Below are 25,699 nucleotides of genomic sequence, written 5' to 3' on the forward strand. Positions count from 1 at the left end.
GTTCTACCTCCTTCTACACTATTTTCCCTTAAATTCCGCAAAAGTCTGTAAGATTTTGGCTGCTACTGCTGGAGAAGGAGCTCCTTTTAGCTCTAACGTTTCATCTGCATATGGAGTAAGGCCAGCAAAGTCTCCTATCTGAACTGAATAAAGAGATGTCTTAAACAGTTCAATATCGTTTTGATCATTTCCAAAGGCGATGAAGTTTTCCCCACATAACGTTTCAACTGTTGTAGCCTTGTGAGTATCTAAGGGGTTGACATAAAGACACTTTTCATGCGCATGATAGGACAGATGAGCCTGCCCCAGTCTTTCTAACTGACCAAGCAGATCATCAAGCAAATCCTCGTGGTCGCCCATATAAACGACTATCTTAATCGGAGTCCCTAAGTCCTCGAGTTTCTGATGACGAGCTACCTTTAGGGGGTCCACACTGGAGAAAAATGGAATCTTCTCCACAATCTGACCACTATAGTCAAAGCAATCATCTACAAAGAAAGGGAGATTATAAGTCTGGCAATAATCCACTAGCGCCTGATAAACTTTAGCATCGAGATTCCTTTCGAAGATAGCCTTCCCCAGATGATAGGCTACGCCTCCATTCAACCCTATGACCAAGCGCTGACTGAGTTCGGAACCTAATAAACCCAAACAATCCCGATAAGAGCGAGCTGAGGCAAACACAAGCTCATGCCCATAATCTTCAGCCTTTAAAAGAACCTGCTGAATCTCCTCGTCTATGGTCATGTAGTCAAAAGATAGCGTTCCATCCAGGTCAAATACGAATTTCATTTTCCTAGTCCTTGTTTAGTGTTCGAAGCGCTGACTGATAGGTTTGCTCCATTAGCATGGTAATCGTCATAGGACCAACTCCACCAGGTACAGGTGTGATGTGACTAGCCAGTGGTGCAACAGCATCATAATCAACATCTCCACAAAGCTTGCCATTTTCATCTCGGTTCATCCCAACGTCAATGACAACCGCTCTTGGTTTGACAAAGTCAGCAGTCACAAACTTAGCGCGACCGATTGCAACGACAAGAATATCTGCCTTAGCAGCAACCTTAGCAAGATTATGGGTGCGTGAGTGAGTCAAAGTCACAGTCGCATTTTTAGCCAAAAGAAGCTGAGCCATCGGCTTTCCAACAATATTCGAACGACCGATAACAACCGCATTTTTACCTTCCAACTCAATCCCATATTCATGAAACATCTCCATAATTCCTGCAGGTGTCGAAGGAATCATGACTGGATGACCTGACCAGAGGCGTCCCATGTTTAGCGGATGGAAACCATCCACGTCTTTTTCTGGGTCAATGGCTAATAAAACCGCCTCTTCATCGATATGTTTGGGTAAAGGTAACTGAACCAAAATCCCATGCCAAGCTGAATCTTGATTGTATTTGGCAATCAAATCCAACAATTCCGCTTGGGTAATGGTCTCAGGAACTCGCACTACTTCACTACGGAAGCCAGCAGCGAGAGCTGACCGTTCCTTGTTGCGAACGTAGACTTGGCTGGCAGGATTGTCCCCCACCAAAATCACCACCAATCCTGGAACTATACCTGTTTCTTCTTTTAGCTTAGCCGTCTTTTCAGCTAACTGTCCTTGTAACTTAGCTGCAAGAGCCTTCCCATCAATAATCTGTGCCATATTTCTTCTCTTTTCTATCAAATATCTTCTATTATATCAAAAAATGACTTGGCATTCTAACACTTCTTGACTAATAGACCTTATAGTTTGAAACTATAAGAAAAAGCCCTTATCGAGCTTTTAGTGCCTATTTATCTTAGGCAAGTCTATCATGCTTTCTTTTTGACCTTGGGAGCAGGCAAAACTTCGTACATATCCTTGATTAGTCTCGCTAGAAATAACTTGTCTTCAAGGTCTTCTAGTAAAATCATCTCCTTGGCTCCTTCATAAGGACGTTCAAGTCTTGTCTGGCCCAGTTGACCCATGATCGCCTTCACAGGCTTCAATAACAAACGATTATCATAGATTCCCCCAATAATCTTCCCACGATAATAAAGGATATACTCTCCCATCATTGGACGATAACTTATCTCCCCTAGCTCTGATAGCTGTTCAAGAATAAAATCTAAATATTCTTTACTGGAAGCCATAATGCCTACTCCATTTCTTCTAAAAATGAGGTCTTACAAAACCTTACTCAAAAAATCCTTGGTCCGTTGTTCTTGGGTCTGGTCAAAAATCTCCTCTGGCCTTCCATCTTCGACAATAACTCCATCCGCCATAAAGATGACACGGTCTGCCACCTCACGCGCAAAGCCCATTTCATGAGTCACAATCACCATGGTCATCCCCGACTTAGCAAGGTCTTGCATAACAGCTAGAACTTCGCCAACCATCTCAGGGTCTAGAGCTGAAGTCGGCTCATCAAAGAGCAAAACATCGGGCTCCATAGCCAAACCACGCGCAATAGCAATCCGTTGTTGCTGGCCACCTGACAAACTCTGCGGATAGGCCTTTGCCTTATCTGGTAGACCAACTTTTTCTAGCAGTTCTTGGGCTCTTTTCTCCGCTACTTCCTTGCTTTCTCCTTTGGTTTTTATTGGTGACAAGGTGATATTTTCCATCACCGTCATATTGGGAAAGAGGTTAAATTGTTGGAATACCATGCCCATCTTTTCACGCATAGCAAAAAGATCATTCTTCTTATCCGTAATATCGACTCCTTCAAAGATAACCTTTCCCTTACTTGCTTCCTCGAGAAGATTCATCGAACGAAGGAGAGTTGATTTCCCGCTCCCTGACGGACCGATAATTACCACAACTTCTCCTCGTTTAATCTCAAGGTCAATCCCTTTCAAGACTTCATTCTTCCCAAAAGACTTATGCAAGCCTTCGATTTTTATCAAGGTTTCTGTCATTATTTCTTGTCTCCTTGTCCAATGTAATTTTCAAATGCCTTCAAAGCCACTGTCAAAACAGAAGTCATAATCAAGTAATAAAAGGCTGCAAATAAGAGAGGCGTTAAAGGTAGATAGGTTGTCGTTGCTACCGTCGTAGCTCCATTCCAAAGTTCCATGACTCCGATTGTTGACAAAAGCGAACTATCCTTGATAATGGTGATAAATTCATTTCCCAATGCTGGTAAAATATTCTTGATTGCCTGTGGCAAAATAACATAACGCATAGCATTTTTAGGACGAATACCCAAGGAATAAGCTGCCTCTAACTGCCCTTTAGGAACTGCATTGATCCCTGCACGAACGGTTTCAGACACATAGGCACCACTATTCATCGAGATAATCAGAATACCTGGAATTAAACGGGAAAGGTCCACACCTAAAATCCCTACTTGAATAGTGGGCGCATCGATATGCATGAGGGCAAATGCAATCATGATTTGCACCATCATCGGTGTTCCTCGGAAAATCCATACATAGATATTCGCAAACCAGACAAGAGGTTTAAAACGTGAGCGTTGAGTAAAGGCCAATAAGACACCTAGAATGGTACCGAAAAAGACTACCAGAATTGAAATCACTACAGTGATAAGAGCTCCGTAATTAAAATAAGGTAAATACTTTGGTAAAAAGGAAAAATTCATATAAACTCAGCTTTCTAAACATTAGATTGTATGATTATAACATATCTTGAATTAAAATTCAATATTTTTTCACTGATTTTCACCAATAATTTTATGCAAAAGAGAAATAGTGAGAAATCTTAGTTTTTTCTAGTCAAGTCCCCGTGGTTTATGGTAAAATAGTAACGATAAGAAATGGAGGAGAATCATAATGGAATCACATTTGGTTAGAATCATCAACCGCCTAGAAGCTATGACAAAAGATGGCGGAAATCTAAAACGTAATTTTGAACGTGAAGGAGTTGTTGTTGCAGAAGTTGCATACAGCTATGACGAAGAAAATGGATCACTCTTCACCCTTCGCGATGTTGAAGCGCGTGAAACCTATACCTTTGATAGCATTGATTTGATTGCAATGGAGATCTACGAACTCCTTTACTAATAAAAAAGCAGCAGGGAAAACCTGACTGATGAACGAGAATCCTTTTTGTCACCACAAATGGGATTTTTTCTTACCTTCAAGTCGCTTAATTCTCCATAAATCCCTCTTTTAAAAACGATCACTTCCCAATCTTTTTACTTGCTTTACACCTTAATCATGCTATAATGAGAGTATAAAACTTTGACTATTCTTGACCTTTTTCTTAGACCAAGAATAAGAATGAAATGAGGTAGATGTATGCTCTGTCAAAACTGTAAAATTAACGACTCAACAATTCATCTGTATACCAATATCAATGGACAGCAAAAGCAAATTGATCTCTGTCAAAATTGCTATAAAATTATCAAAACAGACCCAAACAATACCCTCTTTAAAGGAATGACTGACCTAAACAATCGTGACTTTGATCCTTTCGGAGACTTTTTCAATGATTTGAACAATTTCAGACCTTCTTCTAATAACATCCCTCCCACTCAATCAGGTGATGGTCACGGTGGAAATGGGGGTTATGGACTTCAAAACCGCGGTCCACTTCAAACACCTCCTAGCCAAGAAAGAGGACTCCTAGAGGAATATGGTATCAACATAACTGAGATTGCCCGTCGTGGGGATATTGACCCTGTTATCGGTCGAGATGAGGAGATTATCCGTGTTATCGAAATCCTCAACCGTCGAACAAAAAACAATCCTGTCCTCATCGGAGAACCAGGTGTTGGTAAAACAGCCGTTGTCGAAGGTCTGGCTCAAAAAATTGTCGATGGCGATGTTCCCCATAAACTCCAAGGTAAGCAAGTTATCCGTTTGGATGTGGTCAGTCTAGTTCAAGGAACAGGTATTCGAGGTCAATTTGAAGAGCGTATGCAAAAGCTCATGGAAGAAATCCGCAAACGCGAGGACATCATTCTCTTTATCGATGAAATCCATGAAATTGTTGGTGCAGGATCTGCTGGCGATGGCAATATGGATGCAGGAAATATCCTCAAACCTGCCCTTGCCCGTGGTGAATTGCAACTGGTCGGTGCCACTACTCTCAATGAATACCGTATCATTGAAAAAGATGCTGCTCTAGAGCGCCGTATGCAGCCTGTCAAGGTAGATGAGCCAACTGTTGAAGAAACCATTACTATCCTCAAAGGGATTCAAAAGAAATACGAAGACTACCATCATGTCAAGTACACAGACGCTGCTATCGAAGCTGCTGCAAATCTTTCCAACCGCTATATCCAAGACCGCTTCTTGCCAGACAAGGCTATTGACCTGTTGGATGAAGCTGGTTCTAAGATGAATCTGACACTGAACTTTGTTGATCCTAAAGTGATTGACCAGCGTTTAATTGAAGCTGAGAATCTCAAGGCTCAGGCTACACGAGAGGAAGACTTTGAAAAGGCTGCTTATTTCCGTGATCAGATTGCCAAGTACAAGGAAATGCAAAAGAACAAGGTGACCGATCAGGATACTCCTATCATCAGTGAGAAAACCATTGAACATATCATTGAGCAGAAAACCAATATCCCTGTTGGAGAACTCAAAGAAAAGGAACAATCTCAGCTTATCCATCTAGCAGACGACCTCAAAACTCATGTCATTGGTCAAGATGAAGCTGTCGATAAGATTGCCAAAGCCATCCGTCGTAATCGTGTTGGACTTGGAACTCCTAACCGGCCAATCGGAAGCTTCCTTTTTGTCGGACCAACTGGTGTCGGTAAAACAGAACTTTCCAAACAACTAGCCATTGAACTTTTTGGTTCTGCTGATAGCATGATTCGCTTTGATATGAGTGAATACATGGAAAAACACAGCGTGGCTAAATTAGTCGGTGCCCCTCCAGGTTATGTCGGCTACGATGAAGCTGGGCAGCTGACTGAAAAAGTTCGTCGCAATCCTTACTCTCTCATCCTTCTCGATGAAGTCGAAAAAGCCCATCCAGATGTCATGCACATGTTCCTTCAAGTCTTGGACGATGGTCGTTTGACAGATGGGCAAGGACGAACAGTTAGCTTTAAGGATGCTATCATTATCATGACCTCAAATGCGGGTACTGGTAAGGTCGAAGCCAGCGTTGGTTTTGGAGCTGCTCGTGAAGGTCGAACCAACTCTGTTCTCGGTGAACTCGGCAACTTCTTTAGCCCTGAATTTATGAACCGTTTTGACGGCATCATCGAGTTCAAAGCTCTCAGCAAGGACAACCTTCTCCAAATCGTCGAACTCATGCTAGCAGATGTCAACAAACGCCTCTCTAGCAACAATATCCACCTCGATGTGACAGACAAGGTCAAGGAAAAGTTGGTTGACTTGGGATATGATCCAAAAATGGGGGCACGCCCACTCCGCCGTACCATTCAAGACCATATCGAGGATGCCATCACTGACTTCTACCTTGAAAATCCAAGTGAGAAAGACCTCAAGGCAGTTATGACAAGCAATGGTAAGATTCAAATCAAATCTGCCAAAAAAACTGAAAAAACAGAAGAGATTGCTTCTGAAAAAGAAGAATAAAACGATCTAACAGGTGCAGGAAGTCCATCAATTTCTGCACCTTTTTTTACTAAAATAACTGTTTATTCTTGACAGCTAGCCCCTCGTCCATTATGATAATAATAAAGATACTAGAGAATGAGGAAAATGCAATGGCAAACCCAACTTTTGGTGATAAAAAAGAGAATGTGACCTACCAGCCCCGCTATGGTGTTTACGCAGTTATTCCTGATCCTGAAAAAAAACAAATTGTCTTAGTTCAAGCTCCCAATGGTGCTTGGTTCTTGCCAGGCGGAGAAATTGAAACAGGTGAAGACCATCAAGAAGCACTGAAGAGAGAACTAATCGAAGAACTTGGCTTTACAGCTGAAATCGGAACCTATTACGGACAAGCTGATGAGTATTTTTACTCTCGTCACCGTGATACCTACTACTACAATCCAGCTTATCTCTATGAAGCCACTTCTTTCCAAGAAGTACAAAAACCATTAGAAGATTTTAATCATATTGCTTGGTTTCCTATTGATGAAGCAATTGAAAAACTCAAACGTGGTAGCCATAAATGGGGAATAGAAGCTTGGAAAATTCAGCATAGAATTGACTAAAATACACGATTTTATCCAAAAAGTGCTATAATAGAGTTAGAAAATCGGAGGAACTATTATGAAGCTTATCAACACGACTAATTCACACTCGCAACTTGTTAAAAGCCAATTAGAAAGTACTGACGCAACTCTTGTTGAGGTCTATTCTGCTGGAAACACAGATGTGATTTTCACACAAGCTCCGCTTCACTATGAAATCCTCATTTCCAACAAACACCGCGCTATTCGTGAACCAGAAATCGAAACCATTCAAGATTTCTTTATGAAGCGTAAGATTGATAAACAAAAAATCGATGAAGCCAATATCAAGACACTTTATTCAGATAAATTGATTGAAATTTCTATTCCTACAAAATAAGAAAGCCAGCTCTAAGCTGGTTTTCTTTTGCAAAAAAGCTTGGTAATGTTACCAAGCTTTTTCATTTTATTTCACAGCTTCTTTCAAAGCATCTACCTTATCCAAACGTTCCCACGGAAGGTCAATATCTGTACGTCCCATGTGTCCATAAGCCGCTGTTTGACGGTAAATTGGCCGTTTGAGATCAAGCATTTGGATAATTCCTGCTGGGCGAAGATCAAAGATTTGACGCGCCGCTTTTTCAAGCTTGCTTTCAGCTACTGTTCCTGTACCAAAAGTATCGATACGAACAGAAACAGGCTGGGCAACACCGATAGCGTAGGCCAATTGCACTTCTGCCTTCTTAGCAAGACCTGCTGCAACGATATTCTTGGCAATGTAGCGAGCTGCATATGACGCAGAACGGTCCACCTTCGTCGCATCCTTACCAGAGAAGGCACCACCACCATGGCGAGAGTAGCCACCATACGTATCCACGATGATCTTACGACCAGTCAAACCTGAGTCTCCTTGAGGTCCACCGATTACGAAGCGACCAGTTGGATTGATGAAGAATTTTGTCTGTTCATCCAAGTAAGAAGCTGGAATTACTTCTTTGATAACCTTGTTAATCACATCATTGTGAATTTGTTCATTGCTAACTTCTGGGTCGTGCTGAGTTGAAATAACGACTGTGTCCACACGTACTGGACGGTCATTTTCATCATACTCAACTGTAACTTGCGATTTGGCATCTGGACGCAGATAGCTGATTTCACCCGACTTACGAAGTTCTGCTAAACGACGAACCAACTTGTGGCTGAGTGAAATTGGCAATGGCATGAGCTCTTCTGTTTCGTCCACTGCAAATCCAAACATAAGACCTTGATCTCCAGCTCCAATCAAATCAAGCGGATCTTGATCTGCATTTCCACGGACTTCCAAGGCTTCGTTAACACCTTGGGCGATATCCGGTGACTGCTCAACAAGTGATGGATGAACTCCAACTGTTTCCGCAGAAAAACCATATTCTGCATTCGTATAACCAATCTCTGCAATGGTATCACGAACCACACGGTTAATATCCACATAGGCATTTGTAGAAATTTCACCAAAAACATGGACTGAACCAGTATATACAGCAGTCTCAGCAGCAACGTGCGCTTCTGGATCCTCTGCTAAAATAGCATCCAAAATCGCATCTGAAATTTGGTCTGCAATCTTATCCGGATGCCCCTCAGATACAGATTCAGACGTGAATAATTTACGTTCTGACATAAAAATGTCCCCCCTTAAAAAATATTGTTATAGAGTTACAAAGTACTGATAGGTATTTCTATAGTCTAAGAGTTACGACACGAAAGAAATAAAAACGATACTTTTTTATTTCTGAAGCTAGTAAGGCGCATAGGGTGACCGCATTATAGCGGCAACCGTAGAAGGACGAGCGACTTTGGAGCCGTCATTCTTTGCGAGTTACAAAGTACTGATAGAAATTTCTACCATCTTATCGGGACTATATAACCTTATCATTATACCACTTTTTACTTTTTTTTGCAGTATTTTTGAAAAATCATAAAACAAAGTTAGAAAAAGGAGCCATTCAGCTCCAATTTTATCCTTAAAATGTTTGGCGTTTGGCTTTTCGCTCAGCACGCCCACGTGCGCGATTTTCAGCACGCTTGGTTTTGCGGCGTTTTTCATCCACCGCCCATTGAATCTTCTTCTTATAGCCTGGTTTGACTTTTTTCTTTTTCTTTTTAACCAAGCCAATCATTTCAATATCAAGCTTATCCTGCTTCTTTTCACGATTAGCACGACGATCACGGTCATATGTATCTTGAAACTCTCCGTCTTTGACCATCTTAGGAGTAAACTTGATACCTAATTTTTCCAACTCACGGATATCCGAGTCATCACTAGGCTGGTAAAGGGTAATAGCCGTACCAGGCAGTCCGTTGCGCCCAGTTCGTCCAACACGGTGAACAAAGAAGGACAAGTCTTGCGGAATGGCATCATTGATGACATGACTGACACCTTCAATGTCAATTCCACGCGCTGCCAAGTCCGTTGCGACAATGTACTCAAAATCAAGGTTCTTAACCTGGTTCATGATCCGCTTGCGTTCACGAGGTGCAATATCTCCATGAATCTTAGCTACCTTCAATCCTTGAGCAGTCAGGTAAGCATGCAATTCATCTGCGCGCGTTTTGGTATTCACAAAAATCATTGCCAAATAAGGTTGCATGACTTGAGTCAACTCATAAATCTGAGCATTCTTATCTCGGCCCTTGGTCGAAACCAACCAGTTTTCAATGGTATCAGAGATGACTGTTTTTGTTTTGATTTTCTCCATGACAGGATTTGACAAATATTTTTTCAAGAAGGGCTGCAACTTCTGTGGAATAGTTGCTGAAAAGACCATGAATTGCAAGTCTTTTGGAAGGCTTCCTGCAATCTTGTCAACTGTCTCCAAGAATCCCATATCCAAGGTCATATCGGCTTCGTCTACGACAAAAGTCTTAGCCTTGTGAATGGCTAAATCACCAGATTTGACCAAGTCATAGATACGCCCTGGAGTCCCGATGACAATATGGGGTTGGTTGCTGGCAAGTTTTTCAATCTGACGTGCCTTATCCGTACCGCCAACATAGTTAACCACACGGACTTCGACATCTGAGTGGGCCGCAATCTGACGAGCTGCTTGGTAAATCTGAGTAGCTAACTCACGACTTGGAGCCGTAATGACCGCTTGCACACTATCACTAGTTTCATCTAATTGCTGGAAAATGGGTAGCAAGAAAGTGTGGGTCTTTCCTGAACCTGTTTTTGACTCGCCCACCAAGTCACGACCTGCCAAGACAATAGGAATCAACTTTTCCTGAACTTCGGTAGGAGTTGTAAACTTCAACTCCTCCAAAGCCTTTTCTATGTAGTTTTTAAACTGAAATTTCGTAAATGACATACTATCCTCGATTCTATTCATCTAACCATTATACCATATTTTGAACATTTTCAGTAGTCCAACTCATCTGACCTATCACAAGGCTCTCAATTTCTCCAAATACCAATCTTAGACTTGAGATCACACATTTGCTTTCTATCCAAAATGCAAAAAGAGAAGACCAAATTGGTCTTCTCTCAGCATTTAGCTTGCGATTCAGATAGATTTGTTAAACAATCAAGCAGGTGCTTAAGAATCTTTTAAAAGTCGAAAGTTTCTAGATAAAATTAGTGCTTAATCATCTTCACGCTTGCGACCAAGAAGCAACGCTGCTAGACCTGCAAGAAGAGAACTAGTCATTAGACCAGTGAGTGAAAGCGGTGCAGTGCTACCTGTGTTTGGTAATGTAGCTTGTTTTGCCTTTTCTCCTGCTGGACTTTGAGCTGGTGGATTCTCTTCAGGTTTTCTTGGTTGTTCTGGTTGAAGTCTATTTGCCTGATTATTATCAGCCCCCTGCTCTTCCCCTGGCTTCACTGGTGGAACTGGATTTGGTTGAGGTGCTGGTTGAGGTACTGGTTGCGGAACCGGCTGTGGTTGTGGACTAGGATCTTGCTTAGCTTCAAAGACCCACTTACCGACGAAGGTTAGATTTGCCCCCTCTTCCACTTCTTGGTAACCTAAGAATGTCCATGTACCATTTGCAACAGCAACTTCTACAGGCATCGGTGCTTCTGGAACAAAAGCAATCGCTGAAGAAGAACTTGTAGTATATGTTCCACTTTGTGGAAGTAAGCTCAATACTTCTGCTGGCAAGTTGTTGTCTGCGGTTGCACTTTCGAAGCGGTAAGTCACTTGATAGGTTTCAGTTACTGGTGCAGGCAAAACATTAACTGGTACAGGAACTTCAGTAGAAGAACCATCTGGATAGTCAACTCGTACCTTACCTGTGTAAGTACCTGATTTTGTTGTGTCAATTTGACCTGCAGGTGTGATATCAACTACCTTAGTGCCAGCTGGAAGGCTTGACAAGTTCGTCACATTATCGGTCAAGTCAGGTGTTTGTCCAACCTTGATAGTTTCTTCCGTTACTTGAGGCGTATAAGTTTCAGCATTTGTCGGATTCGCCTTGAATTCCCACTTACCGACGAAGACTACATTAGCCTTATTGACTACAGCGCTAGCTGCGTCATAAGCCTTGAAGGTCCAAGTGCCGTCGTTCACAGTATCTGTGTATGTGGTTTGAGATGGTTGTTGAGCGGAAACAGTGTCACCATTCACATAAGTTGCACTGTCGCTTGGTGTCAAAGCGCTGATTTCTGCTGGAAGTACTTTTCCTGCTGTCTCACTCTCGAAGCGGTAATTAGCTTGGTACTTCTTGGCTTCAAAGGACCATTTCCCTACAAACTCCACATTTGCCTTGTTGACAACGGCACTAGCTGCGTCGTAGCCCTTGAAGGTCCATGTGCCATCGTTCACATCATCTTTGTAAGTGATTTCCGCTGGTTGCTGAGCGGAAACAGAGGCACCATTCACATAAGTTGCACTGTCATTTGGAGTCAATGCTGCGATGGCTGCTGGAAGAGACTTACCTGCTGTCTCACTCTCGAAGCGGTAAGTAGCTTGGTACTTGTTGGCTTCAAAGACCCATTTCCCTACAAATTCTACATCGGACTTGTTGACCACAGCGCTAGCTGCGTCGTAACCCTTGAAGGTCCATGTGCCGTCGTTCACATCATCTTTGTAAGTGATTTCAGCTGGTTGCTGAGCGGAAACAGAGGCACCATTCACATAAGTTGCACTGTCACTTGGAGTCAATGCTGTGATGCCTGCCGGAAGAGCCTTACCTGCTGTCTCGCTCTCGAAGCGGTAACTTGCTTGGTACTTGTTGGCTTCAAAGGCCCATTTTCCTACAAACTCTACATTTGCCTTGTTGACCACAGCGCTAGCTGCGTCGTAACCCTTGAAGGTCCATGTGCCGTCGTTCACATCATCTTTGTAAGTGATTTCAGCTGGTTGCTGAGCGGAAACAGAGGCACCATTCACATACGAATCACTGTCACTTGGAAGCAGCGTTGCGATACCTGCTGGAAGAGACTTACCTGCTGTCTCACTCTCGAAGCGGTAAGTAGCTTGGTACTTGTTAGCTTCAAAGGCCCACTTACCTACAAACTCAACATTTTCCTTGTTGACAACGGCACTAGCTGCGTCGTAACCCTTGAAGGTCCATGTGCCGTCGTTCACATCATCTTTGTAAGTGATTTCCGCTGGTTGCTGAGCTGAAACAGAGGCACCATTCACATATGTTGCACTGTCGCTTGGAGTCAATGCGGCGATGGCCGCTGGAAGAGCCTTACCTGCTGTCTCGCTCTCGAAGCGGTAACTTGCTTGGTACTTGTTAGCTTCAAAGGTCCATTTTCCTACAAACTCCACATTTGCCTTATTGACAACGGCGCTAGTTGCATCATAACCCTTGAAGGTCCATGTGCCGTCGTTCACAGTATCTGTGTAGGTCGTTTGCGCTGGTTGTTGAGCGGAAACAGAATCACCATTCACATATTTTGCACTGTCGCTTGGAGTCAATGCTGCGATGGCTGCTGGAAGAGCTTTACCTGCTGTTGCGCTTGCGAAGCGGTATGTAGCTTGGTACTTGTTGGCTACAAAGGCCCACTTACCTACAAACTCTACATCAGCCTTGTTGACAACGGCGCTAGCTGCATCGTAACCCTTAAAGGTCCATGTGCCATCATTCACAGTATCTGTGTAGGTCGTTTGCGCTGGTTGTTGAGCTGAAACAGAATCACCATTCACATATTTTGCACTGTCGCTTGGGGTCAAGGCTGCGATGGCTGCTGGAAGAGCCTTACCTGCTGTTACGCTTGCGAAGCGGTAACTTGCTTGGTACTTGTTGGCTTTAAACTTCCACTTACCTGTGAAGGTCAGATCAGCCTTTCTCACAATCTTACTTTTGGCATCGTAACCATCGAAAGTCCAGGTACCGTCGTTCACATCATCTTTGTAAGTCTTTGTTGTCGGCTCTTCTGGTACAACTTTTTGCGTGTTGTAATAGCTTGAGCTATCTTTTGGTGCTTTCTTCTGGATAAATTCAGGCAAAGCAACACCTGATGTAACACTTACAAAATTATAGCTTACATGATGCGGTCTAGGCGTTACTTCCCAGATACCTGTGAATGTCACGCGCTTGCCATTATATGTCGCATTCTTCTGATCATAACCTTTGAAGGTCCAGACATAGTCTTTTTCTTCTTCAACTACTGATTCTTTAGCAGGTTGTTTGGCTACAATGGTGTCACCAACCTGATAAGAAGACTCATCATTTGGAAGCATTCCCAAAATACTTTGTGGCAATGGAACACGTGAGTCAGAAGATTTGAATACATATTCTGGATTTGGAGTAGGCACCCAGCTTCCAAGGAAAGTCTGTCTACCTTTTGCTACAACGATTTTTTCTTTATCGTATCCTGCAAATGTCCAAGTTACCTTGTTTGCTGTATCAACATAAGTCGTTTCACTTGGTTGCTCAGCATCTACTTCTGTAGGGAACACACCCATCTTATAATCAATTGGGTTTTTCGGAGTCAACTTGGTGATATGATCTGGTAATACGAAATCAGGATTAGTTGATTGGAACTGATAGTCTATACCATTTGGCGTAAAGCTCCAAGATCCTGTGATAGTCTTCACTTGCGTACCTGCAATAGCTTTTCCGTATCTATCTGCATCAAAACCATGGAAGGTCCATGTACCTGTCGGAACAGTTACTGTGGATGTGTCAAGTTTGCTTGCATCTTTGTAGTCGTCAGCTCGTGCAACGAAATCAATGCCAGCTGGAAGCATATCGCGAATCTTACTTGGAAGAGGATAAGCAGGAGTCGAGTTAGTAAACTTATACTCTAGTCGGTAGATCTTATCCGCCTGATCGGTAGGAACCAAGATCCATTTTCCTCTAAAGGTAATGTCTTCTGTTCCGACTGTTTTCACACGTGGAGAAATAGTCGTATTATCATATTCATAGTAATCATCAAATACCCAAGTCCCTCGGCCATCAGGATCCTCAAATCTTGTTTTAGACGGCATTTTAACGCGAGCTTTTTCACCCTTGACAAATTCTCTTTCGTAAGTGATTAAATTATACAAAGTTGATGGCGGATAAATCGTTTGACCAGAATCATCTTTTGAATCTGTATAGAAATCATAGTAAACACTATGCCTGTTCGGTTCAAATTTCCAATGAACAGTGTAGGTAGAATCCTCATCGTCAGCTGGTTTCTCAACGTCCTCCTTTCGCTGAGGAATCTGCTGAGGAACCCATGTACCATCATTTTCATTATCGACATATGAACTGAGATATTGAATTTCATTATAGACATTATCAGAATACTCATCTGGAGATGTCGTGATAGGAGCTGGAATTTGTGCCTTCAAATCATCAGGAATGGTCTTCCCTGGAGTATCACTGACAAAGTCAAAGGAAACTGTCTTATCGCGGTATGGAGTGAAAGACCAAGTACCTGTAAAGAGAACTTTATCTTGATTAACTACCTTGTTATTAGCGTCATAACCTTCAAATTTCCAAGTTCCCTTGTTGACAAAGTCCATGTAGGTCGTCTTCAGGGGAGCTTTTGCAAGGACAGTATCGCCATTACTATAGTTTTCTCCAGTGCTTGGAATATAAGTCGTGATTTCTTCTGGGAGAGACAGGCTAGGGTCTTTGCTGACAAACTTATAGTTTCCTGGGTAGGTTCCCGGTGTAAATGTCCAAGTACCTGTGAACTTGAGATTCCATCCATCGTGCTCCCAGTCGCTCACTGGTTTTTTATCAAAATCATAGCCCGAAAAGTTCCAAGTACCACCGTTAGCTGCATCATAGTAGGAATTATTAAGCGGTTTAACAGACTGAACTATATCCTTGCCTTTCGGATATGTCTTCCTATCCATATATTTCCATTCACTTGGTGCATATACCGGCTTCAGATTATTGATCTCAGCAGGTAGTGCTTTGCCAGCCGTTCCACTGATAAACTCATAGGTCGGTTTCCGAGGAACTGGTGTAAATTTAAACATCAATGGGATCGTAACTTTTGGCAATTCCCCATACGTAGCCGCCCGCTCTAGTTCACGAGAGTACGTTAAATCTATTGCATCTTCCTCGTGCGTCCAATTTCCTTCATGTTCTGCATCATAAAAGGGTTTGTAGACATTTTGAACTTCATCGTAGCCCGTCAAAGCAACTCTCGAATCTATTAAATCTTTAGGTAAATGCTCATCGCGTTTATCAAACTGATTTAAAGAAAGCTTGTAATCGTATAGCTTACTTTCTAGATCCTTTATCTCCTTAGGAAGAGGTAAGTTATATTTGTCGTAGAATGAAGTCTTAGGACTACTTGGTAACTTATAAAAATTATCAAAATCAAACTCGTTCATAGCCTTGTAGGATACAATGACATCCTCAAAGTATTTCCAAGTTCCTACAAACTCCACATCGCCATTGTTTGCCACTTTACTTGGAGCATCAAAGCCAGTCAAAGCCCAATAGCCTTTTCGGTTAGGATATTCTTCTGAAGTATAAAAAACATAGTGAAATTCTTGTGGCTTTACTACTTCACCCTCAGCAAATCTTCTTTTATCTTCTGGACTCCAGTTTGCAACATAAGCTGGCGGAGTTTTTCCAGGTGAGCCATTAACCGCTCTATAGGTAGCCTTGTATGGTGTTGGTGCATATTCCCACTTACCTGTGAAGAAAACATCATCTTTGTCAATCACCTGACTATCATGGTCATAGCCCTTAAAGGTCCATCTACCACTTCCATCATACTCTACATAAGTTGTTTCAGTTGGCTGGATGGCCTTTACTTTATCGCCCTTTTTGTAGATTTTTGTGTCTTCTGGCTTCAAGTAGTTCAGAGTAAGCGGAGTTGTTTTTCCTGGTGTAGCACTTTCAAACTCATAAAGTGCACTATGAGGAGTTTTATCCTGATCTGGGATGAACTTCGGATTTTTATCACGAAGACCAGAATTAACAAAAGTCACTAGATTGCGATAAACTTTATCAATTTCTTCTTGCTTTGTTGCAGTTTGAAGCACGCCATCAGCAGCTGTCATTACGCCATTCAAGATTTCTAGACTATCGTCTGTCTTACTTGAAAAGTCCTTGCTGCGCAAGTTTTTGAGGTAGTTCTCTAAAGTGCTCTTGTTTAGACTAGCATTTACTGATGCTGGTTGAGCAGTGGCAGTGGCTGCAGCTGGCTGGCTAGCTCCTGTAGCTGCCTGAGCATTTTTAAAAGCAGTCGAATCTGTTGCTTGACTTGTCTCTGTCGCAGCAGGTGCAGCAGACTTCAAAGCAACTTGGCTTTCTTTCTGGGATTCTGCTCGCTCTGCTGCAGAAGAGCCCACCGAGACCTGATTCTCTGCTTTATTCTCCACTTGTTCAGTAGCCGTAAGCTCATCAGCTTGAGCTACTTGAGCGGCTCCAAGCGCCGCAGGCGCAAACAAAAATCCAATCGCAAGGGATACAGTAGCAACTGACAATTTGCGGATTGAATATTTTATCTTTCTATCCTGAAAAAACATTCCAGTCCTCCTTTTATTTCATTATTTTCATTCTATCATAAATAGTTAATATTAGCGATTTTTTGACCGTAAATTTTTAAAAACTTATTTGTGGATATTTCCTCATAATATACAAATATACAAAAAACTTCTTCTCCAAAATAGTAATTATAGGAATTTTTGTAAAAAAATGAAAGGAATCGCTCCCTTTCATTTTTTGCTTTTATTTCCAATTTAATACCGCGTTCAAACCATAGTGGTCACTGACTTGCGGACTATTCTGACCATCAAAAACTACATGCAAGCTTTCTACTTCTAACTCTTTCGTTGTAAAGACATAGTCAATTCGAAGCGGTTCAGAGTTGCCTTTCCAACCATCAATTTCTGGTGGAACTGTATAGCTACCGCTTCTCTCTTTAGCAACTTCAAAAGCATCTTGTAACTCTAGAGGACTAGCTAGAATGGCTTGGTAGCCTTCCTGACCAGCTGGGTTATTGAAATCACCAGCTAAAATCAGAGGTTTGTTCAAAACTTTCAGAACAGCCTCAAATCGTGCCCATTCTTCCTGGAAACCTTTATTCCACCAAGAAAGATGGACGCTTGCAAGAGCAAGCTCCTTCCCTTCAACTTCTGTCTCTGCCAAGGCGACACGGCGAGTATGGTAGTCCGTTGGGTCATCTACATCAGACACTAAAATTTCACGCGCCTTAATAGGCGTTTTAGATAAGATTGCTACACCTTCATGGTAGCGGTCATAGCCGATGTGATTGTAAGCCCAAGTCCAGTAGTAATTCTTCCCTTTCTCAGCCAACTTTTCAACCAGAAGTCGGACATAGTGGTCTTGATGAATGGGTTCTGCCGCTGGCAAAGCTTGATAAAGATGATCAACCTCCACTTCTGGAGAAATAATTTCTTGATTGATTTCTTGGAAGCAAATCAAATCATAGTCTTTTTCAAGAATATCCTGGAGTAAGAGCTGGAATTTTTCTTCTGCTTCCTTCTCCATCCAACTGTGGGTATTGAGTGTTAAAAATTTCATGCTTTTCTCCTAAAACAAGAGGTTGGAAAACAGCTTCCAACCTCAAGTATATTACAATTCTACTTTAGCAACTGCTGTTTTAGCTGCAAGAGAACCAGTTTGTTCTAATTTAACAGATTTGAGAACATCTCCATTTGTGAAGACAACCACTGTTGAAGTTTCACGACCTGCTGCACGGATAGCATCCAAGTCAGCTGTGACAAGAAGATCACCAGCAGCAACCTTTTGTCCTTCAGAAACGTGAACTGTGAATGGTTTACCTTCAAGGCTTACAGTATCCAAACCGATGTGAACAAGCACTTCAAGACCTGAGTCTGTGACAAGACCAAGAGCGTGTTTTGTTGGGAAGATACTTGATACAGTACCGGTAACTGGAGAAACAATGTTACCATTTGCTGGTTCTACTGCAAATCCATCACCCATCATTTTTTGAGCAAAAACTGGATCTTCCACTTGTTCCAAGGCAACAACTTGACCGTCAGCTACTGAGTAAACATCCTCAGTTACACCTTTGAAATGGACAGTATTTTGTTGAGCTTCTGTCATTTGACTTGGAAGAGTTTCAGGAATTACTTCACCTGAGTCAAGGATATCTTGGATATCAGATTTCAATACGTCAGCTTTTGGTCCGTAGATAGCTTGGACACCTTGTCCTTTCATGACAAGACCCATAGCTCCTTCTGCTTTCCATTGTTCCTCAGTACCAACGCGGTCTGCATCTTTAACAGTTACGCGAAGACGAGTCATACATGCATCCACATCTACGATATTTGCACGACCACCAAGAAGGTTAATGATATTTACGGCTTGAGAAGCTGCTGCAACTTTTGGAGTTCCAGGAGCTGCTTCTTCTGATGCTCCTTCAGCAGTTTCGTAGTTTCCGTTACGTCCTGGAGTTGCGTAGTTGAATTTCTTGATCATGAAGTTGGCAATGAAGTACATGATAACCGCAAAGAGAACAGTTACCCAGATAAAGTTAACGATATCCATACCAATACCAGCATTAATTGCCAATGGTGTACGAGTCAAGAATTCAATTGAACCGAATGAGTGGACACGAAGGTGAACAATATCTGCCATAGCAAAGGCAGCACCTTGAACTACTGCATAAACAAGGTAAAGCGGTGTTGCGATGAACATGAACATATACTCGATAGGTTCAGTAACCCCTGTCAAGAAGGTTGCAAGAGCTGTCGCAATCATCATACCCTTGTATTGGTGTTTCTTGTCAGCATCAACATTTCGGTAGATAGCAACGATGATACCCATCAAGATACCAAATGAACCAATCATTTGTCCAACTTTGAAACGAGCTGGAGTGACTGTTGTAAGAAGGTGTTGGTATTGGTCAGCATTTGAACCCTTAAGGTTAACAAGGTCAGTTACCCATGCAAGCCAAAGTGGATCTTGACCAAATACTTGTGTTCCTTTTGCTGCACCAGTTAACACTTCGTATGTTCCACCAAGAGCTGTGTAGTTCATTGGGATTGTCAACATGTGGTGAAGACCGAATGGCAAAAGCAAACGTTCCAAAGTACCATACAAGAATGGTGCAAGAACTGGAGCAGTTTCTTGTGAGTTGGCAATCCAAATACCGAAGTTGTTGATACCTGTTTGAACTACTGGCCAAAAGGCAGCAAGTAAAATTGCAGCAATAGTTGAACGAAGAATAACGACGAATGGTACGAAACGTTTACCATTGAAGAATGAAAGGGCATCAGGAAGTTTACGGAAGTTGTAGTATTTGTTATAAGCTGTTGCCCCAACAAAACCAGAGATAATCCCTACGAAAACCCCCATGTTAAGCGCTGGTGCCTCAAGAACGCTGATAAAGTAGTCAGCAACCTTGATTGAACCACCAAAGAAAGTAGTAACCATTGCTTCAGGGTTTTTCAACATATCGCCTGTAACACCAAAGATAGCACCTGTAATACGGTTAATCAAGATAAAGGCAAGTCCGGCTGCAAATGCACCACCTGCACGTTCTTTTGCCCAGCTTCCCCCAATAGCAAGGGCAAACAAGATATGAAGGTTACCGATAACCCCCCAACCAATTTGCTCAAGGATTCCACCTGTAATCACTAGAGGAGCAAGGTTTGGGTCGATCATCACGATTGATTTACCGATTGAGATCATCAATCCCGCCGCTGGCATAACGGCGATAACCACCATTAAAGCCTTACCGAATTTTTGCCAAAATTCGAAAGACAAGACATTTTTGAATGTAGCTTTCATCATTCAAATCTCCTTTATTTTATTTAGGCAAACGTTTTACGAAAACGTTTGCATTTGGTTATGTATTAATTATACCACTTTTATTTTTTTTGTAAAGGCTTTTATAAAAAAATTGTCTATTTTTTCAATTTTTAAAAAGGAAAAAGAGAAGTTTACGAAAACTTCTCTTTTAAAAATGTATTATTTTTCTGATTTGTACTGCAATTTGCATTTAAACCCTACTAGATCTTCAAGAATCGACGCATCGAAATTCCTGAACCAATTGAACCGATGAAAATTCCGATTATAAATAATAGGACTGTCATCAGAGGGATAAACACATCAGGTGTAATCATTGATAAGTTTTGACCTACCAAGGATTTATTGACAGATTGATAAACCATATTGTAGACAAAAAATACAAGGACTGAAGGAATAGCTGCTCCAAATAAACCGATAAAGGCACCTTCAAGTAAGAATGGTCCTCTAATGTAGCCATTTTTAGCTCCTACTAGACGCATGATTTGAATTTCACGGCTCCGAGAAATAATGGTAATACGGATAGTATTAGAAATCAAGAAAACCGCAATGAAAATCAAGAGCCCTGCAATAACCAATCCCCAAACACGGATAAAGGAAGCCAGTTCGAAAAGTCGTTGAGTGTTGGCACCACCGTCTTGAACCTCAGATACCCCTTCAATTTTCTTGGCCTCTTCTGCTACTTTAGGAACATCACTCGGAGTATTGGTATCAACGATATAGGCATCATAGAGAGGATTGGCATCCCCTTCAAAGACCTTCCAGTCATCCCCCATCGTTTCTGTCAATTTTTGATACTGCTCTTCCTTGCTTGAAAAAGTAACATTTTTGACACCTGGCATAGCCTTTAAGGCGTTGTAAACCTTGTGGTAGTCGTTGTTAGTAACTGTCTGACCTTCTTTTTCAATCGTTTCACTGTTATCCGCTACATCTTTACGAATGTAAACCATGACCCGAACGTTGTTTTCAATGTCGGTAGCCAGTTTTGCTGTATTAAAAATTACAGATGCAAACAGGGCAACCAGAGTCAAGGTAATCATAACCGAACTCACTGCTGCTACTGTCATCCAGCCATTTCGTTTTAAACTTTTGAGTGATTCAAATAAATGGCGAAAAAATCTACTAATCATCGTATCCATATTCTCCTTTAGCTTCGTCACGAACGACACGGCCATTTTCAATGGCAATGACACGGTGGCGCAAGGTATTTACAATCTGGCTATTGTGAGTCGCCATCAAGACAGTAGTACCTTGGAGATTGATGCGTTCCAACAGATTCATAATTTCCCATGAATTATCTGGGTCCAAGTTTCCTGTTGGCTCATCGGCAATCAATACCTTAGGATTGTTCACAATCGCACGAGCAATCGCAATCCGTTGCTGCTCTCCACCTGATAGTTCGTTAGGGAAAGAGCGAACCTTGTGTTTCAAACCGACCAAGTCCAAGACTTCCATAACACGTTTTTTGATGTTGCGACGGTTCTCTCCGATAACTTCCATTGCGTAAGCAATATTCTCATAAACAGTTTTCTTAGGCAAGAGTTTGTAATCTTGAAAGACTACCCCAACACTGCGACGGAGTAGAGGGATATCTTTCTTCTTGATTTTAACCAAATTAAAGCCTGCAACTGTTAGGCTCCCTTTTTCAATCTTTACTTCTCGATATAAAGCTCGAATAAAAGTAGATTTCCCTGCTCCAGAAGGCCCAACGATATAGGCAAATTCTCCTGGTTCAATACTAAGAGAGACTCCACGAAGAGCAGTCGTTCCGTTATCGTATTTTTTGACAACATCTCGCATTTCAATGATTGACATGTGAGTTCCTTTCTATTCTTAGCTGATTCGCCACTTGAGATAGGCGTCGATGAAACCATCAAGATCTCCATCCATAACCTTATCTACCTGAGCGACTTCAAAGCTCGTACGGTGATCTTTTACCATGGTATAAGGTGTGAAGACATAAGAACGAATCTGACTTCCCCAAGTGATTTCTTTTTTCTCACCTTTGAGGGAATCGACTTCCGCAGCTTTCTTTTCTTGCTCCATCTGATAGAGCTTGGCTTGCAACATCTTCATAGCACGATCTCTATTTCCATACTGGGTACGATCGACTGTCGATTGAACGACAGTTCCCGTAGGAATGTGTGTCAAACGCACACCTGTTGAAACTTTATTGACGTTTTGTCCACCAGCACCACCTGAACGGAAGGTATCCATTTTAATATCATCCTCACGGATTTCCACTTCGATGGTATCATCCAACTCAGGCATAACCTCTACGGATGTAAATGAAGTATGGCGGCGTTTGGCAGAGTCAAATGGAGAAATACGTACCAGACGGTGAACACCCATTTCTGACTTGAGAAGACCATAAGCATTTGGGCCTTCAAAGGACAAGGTCACAGACTTGATGCCCGCTTCATCACCAGCTTGGTAATCCAAGACCTCTACTTTAAAGCCTTTGGCATTTCCATAACGAGTATACATACGGAGTAACATATCACCCCAGTCTTGAGCCTCAGTACCACCAGATCCTGGATGAATCTCCAAGATTGCATTATTGTGGTCATAAGGTTCTGACAAGAGAAGCGTCATTTCGTAACTGGTCATCATCTTGTCTAGTTCTATCAACTGTTCGACCAGTTCATCACGTACAGACTCGTCTTCTACTAAAAAGTCCAATAAAATTTCAACTTCATCCTGCAACTCCTCCATTTTACGGAAGGTGTTGTAGGTATTTTTTAATTCATTTAATTCTTGCGACGTTTTTTGGGCCGCGATATTATCGTTCCAAAAATCAGGTTCTGTCATCTTGTTTTCCAAGATGGCAATCTCTTCCTCTAGTCCTTCGAGGTCAAAGAGACCCCCTGAAAGAAGCTAATTTTTCACGATTTGCGTCAATTTTTTGACGAATTTCTGAAATGTCCATAAATACTCCTTTATTCACATCGTTTCATTATACCACATTCTCTCATTTCTTTCCATATTTTGCTTGTTATTTCAAATTGTATACAAAAAAGAGGGCTTTCACCCTCCATTTTATAACTTTTTAGCAGATGTTCGAGCAATCTCCTCTACTTGGATACCTTGCGCTTCAAATTTCTCCTTCAGGAAGGTTAAATCAATCGTCCCATCAATTTGAACTTCAATCACGACCTTACCATCCTTGCGAGGAATATTGACTGTGTGTGAAATATTTAGATTTTCTTCTACAATCAAGGTCACAATCTTGCCCAAAACCCCGACTTCATTTTCCGTAATAAACCGAACACGAATTCCTTCCTCGCCGTAGCCAGCGATTTCTAGAAAGGCTTGAAAAACATCACGATCTGTAATCACACCATAAACCTGTTGATTGTCCACAACTGGAAGAATACCGATTTTATTTTTCAGCATGAGATAAGTCGCATCCTCTAGACTAGCATAACCTGAGACTGTGATGACATCCCGAATCATGACGTCTTTGACTTTGGTCTTATTGAGAAGATAATTCATCTCATAGATGGAGAGACTGGTTGCTTTAGACGGACTGGCTTCAGCAATAGTTCCTTCTGTTACAAGACCAACCAATTGATCATTTTCGATAACAGGTAAACGGTGCAAGCCTTGCTCGCGCATCAAATCTGCTGCATGTGCTACAGTCGTATCTGGACTGATATAAACTACCTTGCGGGTCATAAAATCTTTAACTGCCATGAGACTTCTCCTTCTTTATTGCTACTATAATTATACACTTTCTTACAAAAACTATCAAACGCTTTCATCTCTTTTTCAAGATTTTGTAACATTCAATCACAAAAAAAGAGAGAACCAAAGTTCCCTCTATCCTTAAATAGTAACTGAATCTCTATCCTTAATCATATAGCATTTTAAAGGAGTTAAGCTAGCTAGCCAGTACAATAGACCACCAAAGATCGCAGTAAAGCCACTACCAGTTGTGAGCAAGAACATAGGACTCTGGATATGCTTTGTTATAGGATTGTAAACAAATAGTACTGCAACTAACAAGGAAATGATTACACAAGATAATCCTACCAGATTAAATCCTTTGGTAAACTCATAGGCGTCATGTCCTTCAAGGAAATAGGCTGAACGCAAATCGAGTTTTCGTTTTCTTAAGATAAAATAGTCAACAACGATCATTCCGATAATGGGTCCTTGAATATAGGCCGCCAGCGAGATGAAGGAACCGAAGTATTCATCCACTCCTCCCCAAATCGTAAGTAGGCTCACGTAAATCATGGCAATCCAAACCATTAGTTTATAGCTTACTTTGGGCATCCCGCTTTTTACAATCATACAGTTCACATACGATCCTGTACCCTGAGTTCCAATATTGGCAAAGGCTACTAATAGTAAACTTAAAAGCGCAAAGGCTGGTGTGCTTAGAGTTGAAAGCATGGTTGTTGGGTCACTTTCATAGACACCTGTTTTGACAAACATGGCTAGAGCCATGACTCCACCTGTCGCAGCAAAGAATGGCGCAACAACCCCGTATGACAAGGCTGTAGCCCAATAGCCACTGCGTTCTGATTTTGCCAAACGTGGTAAGACAAAGGCTTGTGTAGACCAAGAAAAGGCTACGGCCACATTTCCTTCCCCTGACATCATAAAACGTTCAATCGGTGTCAAATTTTCTTGGATAGCAGGTTGGACATTCATAATATCCCTAATCGGAACCGCAACAAAACAGATTCCAACGATGATTAGCCCAACAAATAACAAGGCAACCACCAGGAAGCGATTAGTGCCTTTAATCACCTCTGGCCCCCCAAGTGCAATCAGCGTTCCAAGGAGAACACAGAGGGTGCCTAGAATCGGTGCCCATACTCCCTTGTCTAAACCAAGTCCAAAATTATTTGCCAAATGAATCATGGAGCTGGCAAAAAGATTGGCGGTAACGGCGTACCAACCAAAATTTGCCAGACTAATCACGGTTGATAGAACGGCCACCCCTTTTTTACCTAGAACGGCTCTCAACCAAATCCATAAATCAATTCCATATTTAACCGCAAACAAGATTGGGAGACATTCAATAAAGACCCAGATAATGTTAAAACTAAAAATATTAATCAACATTTGATTAAAGGTCAAATATTGAGCCACATAGGCTCCTTGGGTATAACACCAAGTTGCGATGGCAAAACCACTTGTCGATAAGAAGAGATCCCAGAAAGAATACTGACGATCCTTGTTGGTCATGGGAACGATTCCCGTTATCGTCTCCTGTTGAATGAAGTCATTCATCTTGGACATTTTATTGAATACCTCCTGTCATGGCTAGGATAATCAGAATATGATTGACTAGAATCATATCAATTACTTATGTAAAATAAACTTTTAAGAAAGGGGGGGATAAATACACATAGATTAAGGCTTTCATTTTTTAGTTTCACCTACAACTAATTGTTCAAGTTCAATACCAATTCTCATTTTGTCAGTCCTCCGACTAAAAATTAATTTTAGTTGACCATACTGCCCAC

Annotated in this window: 19 protein-coding genes; 4 read left to right on the top strand and 15 right to left on the bottom strand. The window is 41.8% G+C overall.

Annotated elements, in window-relative coordinates; genetic code table 11:
• Positions 1–18 precede the first annotated feature (18 nt).
• The 5 genes from GOM48_RS06785 to GOM48_RS06805 all read right to left on the bottom strand — a co-directional run bounded on the left by GOM48_RS06785 (position 19) and on the right by GOM48_RS06805 (position 3,575).
• Complete coding sequence (locus GOM48_RS06785) at positions 19–792, bottom strand: HAD hydrolase family protein (protein WP_000673624.1); 774 nt, start codon at positions 790–792, stop codon at positions 19–21.
• A 4-nt stretch (positions 793–796) separates the two neighbouring features.
• Positions 797–1,654: a bifunctional methylenetetrahydrofolate dehydrogenase/methenyltetrahydrofolate cyclohydrolase gene (locus GOM48_RS06790; RefSeq protein ID WP_235096583.1), complete on the bottom strand. Its 858-nt coding sequence runs from the start codon at positions 1,652–1,654 to the stop codon at positions 797–799.
• Between the two features lie 149 nt (positions 1,655–1,803).
• The gene (locus GOM48_RS06795; protein ID WP_235096584.1) at positions 1,804–2,124 is read right to left on the bottom strand and encodes a TfoX/Sxy family protein; all 321 of its coding nucleotides are present in this window, start codon (positions 2,122–2,124) and stop codon (positions 1,804–1,806) included.
• Between the two features lie 33 nt (positions 2,125–2,157).
• A complete protein-coding gene (locus GOM48_RS06800) occupies positions 2,158–2,892 on the bottom strand; it encodes an amino acid ABC transporter ATP-binding protein (RefSeq protein ID WP_235096585.1) in 735 nt (244 codons plus the stop codon).
• Positions 2,892–3,575 (bottom strand): amino acid ABC transporter permease, encoded by a 684-nt coding sequence (locus GOM48_RS06805; protein ID WP_235096586.1) that lies wholly within the window; start codon positions 3,573–3,575, stop codon positions 2,892–2,894. Before GOM48_RS06805 ends, GOM48_RS06800 begins: the two co-directional genes overlap by 1 nt.
• A gap of 190 nt (positions 3,576–3,765) precedes the next feature.
• On the opposite strand from GOM48_RS06805, the gene GOM48_RS06810 reads away from it, so the two are divergent.
• From GOM48_RS06810 to GOM48_RS06825, 4 genes are all read left to right on the top strand, one after another.
• Positions 3,766–3,996, top strand: a complete 231-nt coding sequence (locus tag GOM48_RS06810; RefSeq protein WP_000443579.1) for a DUF1797 family protein — start codon at positions 3,766–3,768, stop codon at positions 3,994–3,996.
• A gap of 237 nt (positions 3,997–4,233) precedes the next feature.
• Positions 4,234–6,492, top strand: coding sequence for an ATP-dependent Clp protease ATP-binding subunit (locus GOM48_RS06815; protein ID WP_235096587.1), 2,259 nt, complete (start codon positions 4,234–4,236; stop codon positions 6,490–6,492).
• Between the two features lie 131 nt (positions 6,493–6,623).
• The gene (locus GOM48_RS06820) at positions 6,624–7,076 is read left to right on the top strand and encodes an NUDIX hydrolase (RefSeq protein ID WP_000013078.1); all 453 of its coding nucleotides are present in this window, start codon (positions 6,624–6,626) and stop codon (positions 7,074–7,076) included.
• Between the two features lie 58 nt (positions 7,077–7,134).
• Complete coding sequence (locus GOM48_RS06825; protein WP_173258722.1) at positions 7,135–7,434, top strand: DUF1827 family protein; 300 nt, start codon at positions 7,135–7,137, stop codon at positions 7,432–7,434.
• Positions 7,435–7,500: 66 nt separating this feature from the next.
• Here GOM48_RS06825 and metK read toward each other — a convergent pair whose 3' ends face one another.
• The 10 genes from metK to GOM48_RS06875 all read right to left on the bottom strand — a co-directional run bounded on the left by metK (position 7,501) and on the right by GOM48_RS06875 (position 25,472).
• Positions 7,501–8,691: a methionine adenosyltransferase gene (gene metK, locus GOM48_RS06830; protein ID WP_235096588.1), complete on the bottom strand. Its 1,191-nt coding sequence runs from the start codon at positions 8,689–8,691 to the stop codon at positions 7,501–7,503.
• 343 nt (positions 8,692–9,034) lie between these two features.
• Positions 9,035–10,378 carry a DEAD/DEAH box helicase gene (locus GOM48_RS06835; protein ID WP_038804977.1) on the bottom strand — a complete coding sequence of 448 codons (1,344 nt, stop codon included), beginning with the start codon at positions 10,376–10,378 and terminating at the stop codon, positions 9,035–9,037.
• A 273-nt stretch (positions 10,379–10,651) separates the two neighbouring features.
• Positions 10,652–16,945, bottom strand: a complete 6,294-nt coding sequence (locus GOM48_RS06840) for an SHIRT domain-containing protein (RefSeq protein WP_235096589.1) — start codon at positions 16,943–16,945, stop codon at positions 10,652–10,654.
• 202 nt (positions 16,946–17,147) lie between these two features.
• Positions 17,148–17,963, bottom strand: a complete 816-nt coding sequence (locus GOM48_RS06845; protein ID WP_235096590.1) for an endonuclease/exonuclease/phosphatase family protein — start codon at positions 17,961–17,963, stop codon at positions 17,148–17,150.
• A 51-nt stretch (positions 17,964–18,014) separates the two neighbouring features.
• The gene (locus tag GOM48_RS06850) at positions 18,015–20,201 is read right to left on the bottom strand and encodes a PTS transporter subunit IIBC (RefSeq protein WP_235096591.1); all 2,187 of its coding nucleotides are present in this window, start codon (positions 20,199–20,201) and stop codon (positions 18,015–18,017) included.
• Between the two features lie 218 nt (positions 20,202–20,419).
• Positions 20,420–21,346, bottom strand: coding sequence for a permease-like cell division protein FtsX (gene ftsX, locus GOM48_RS06855; protein WP_235096592.1), 927 nt, complete (start codon positions 21,344–21,346; stop codon positions 20,420–20,422).
• On the bottom strand, positions 21,339–22,031 hold the full coding sequence (ftsE, locus tag GOM48_RS06860) for a cell division ATP-binding protein FtsE (RefSeq protein WP_000022257.1): 693 nt from the start codon (positions 22,029–22,031) through the stop codon (positions 21,339–21,341). Before ftsE ends, ftsX begins: the two co-directional genes overlap by 8 nt.
• An 18-nt stretch (positions 22,032–22,049) precedes the next feature.
• Positions 22,050–23,145, bottom strand: a protein-coding gene (gene prfB / locus GOM48_RS06865; RefSeq protein ID WP_235096593.1) for a peptide chain release factor 2 whose coding sequence is annotated in 2 segments (ribosomal slippage) — positions 22,050–23,072 and positions 23,074–23,145 — 1,095 coding nt in all. Because the reading frame shifts where the segments join, the coding sequence is not laid out codon by codon here.
• A 110-nt stretch (positions 23,146–23,255) separates the two neighbouring features.
• A complete protein-coding gene (locus GOM48_RS06870; protein ID WP_000268641.1) occupies positions 23,256–23,912 on the bottom strand; it encodes a CBS domain-containing protein in 657 nt (218 codons plus the stop codon).
• Positions 23,913–24,044: 132 nt separating this feature from the next.
• Entirely contained in the window at positions 24,045–25,472 is a 1,428-nt protein-coding gene (locus tag GOM48_RS06875) for a cytosine permease (RefSeq protein ID WP_235096594.1), read from the bottom strand.
• Positions 25,473–25,699 lie beyond the last annotated feature (227 nt).

This window comes from Streptococcus oralis (genome assembly GCF_021497885.1).
Lineage (GTDB): Bacteria > Bacillota > Bacilli > Lactobacillales > Streptococcaceae > Streptococcus > Streptococcus oralis_BQ.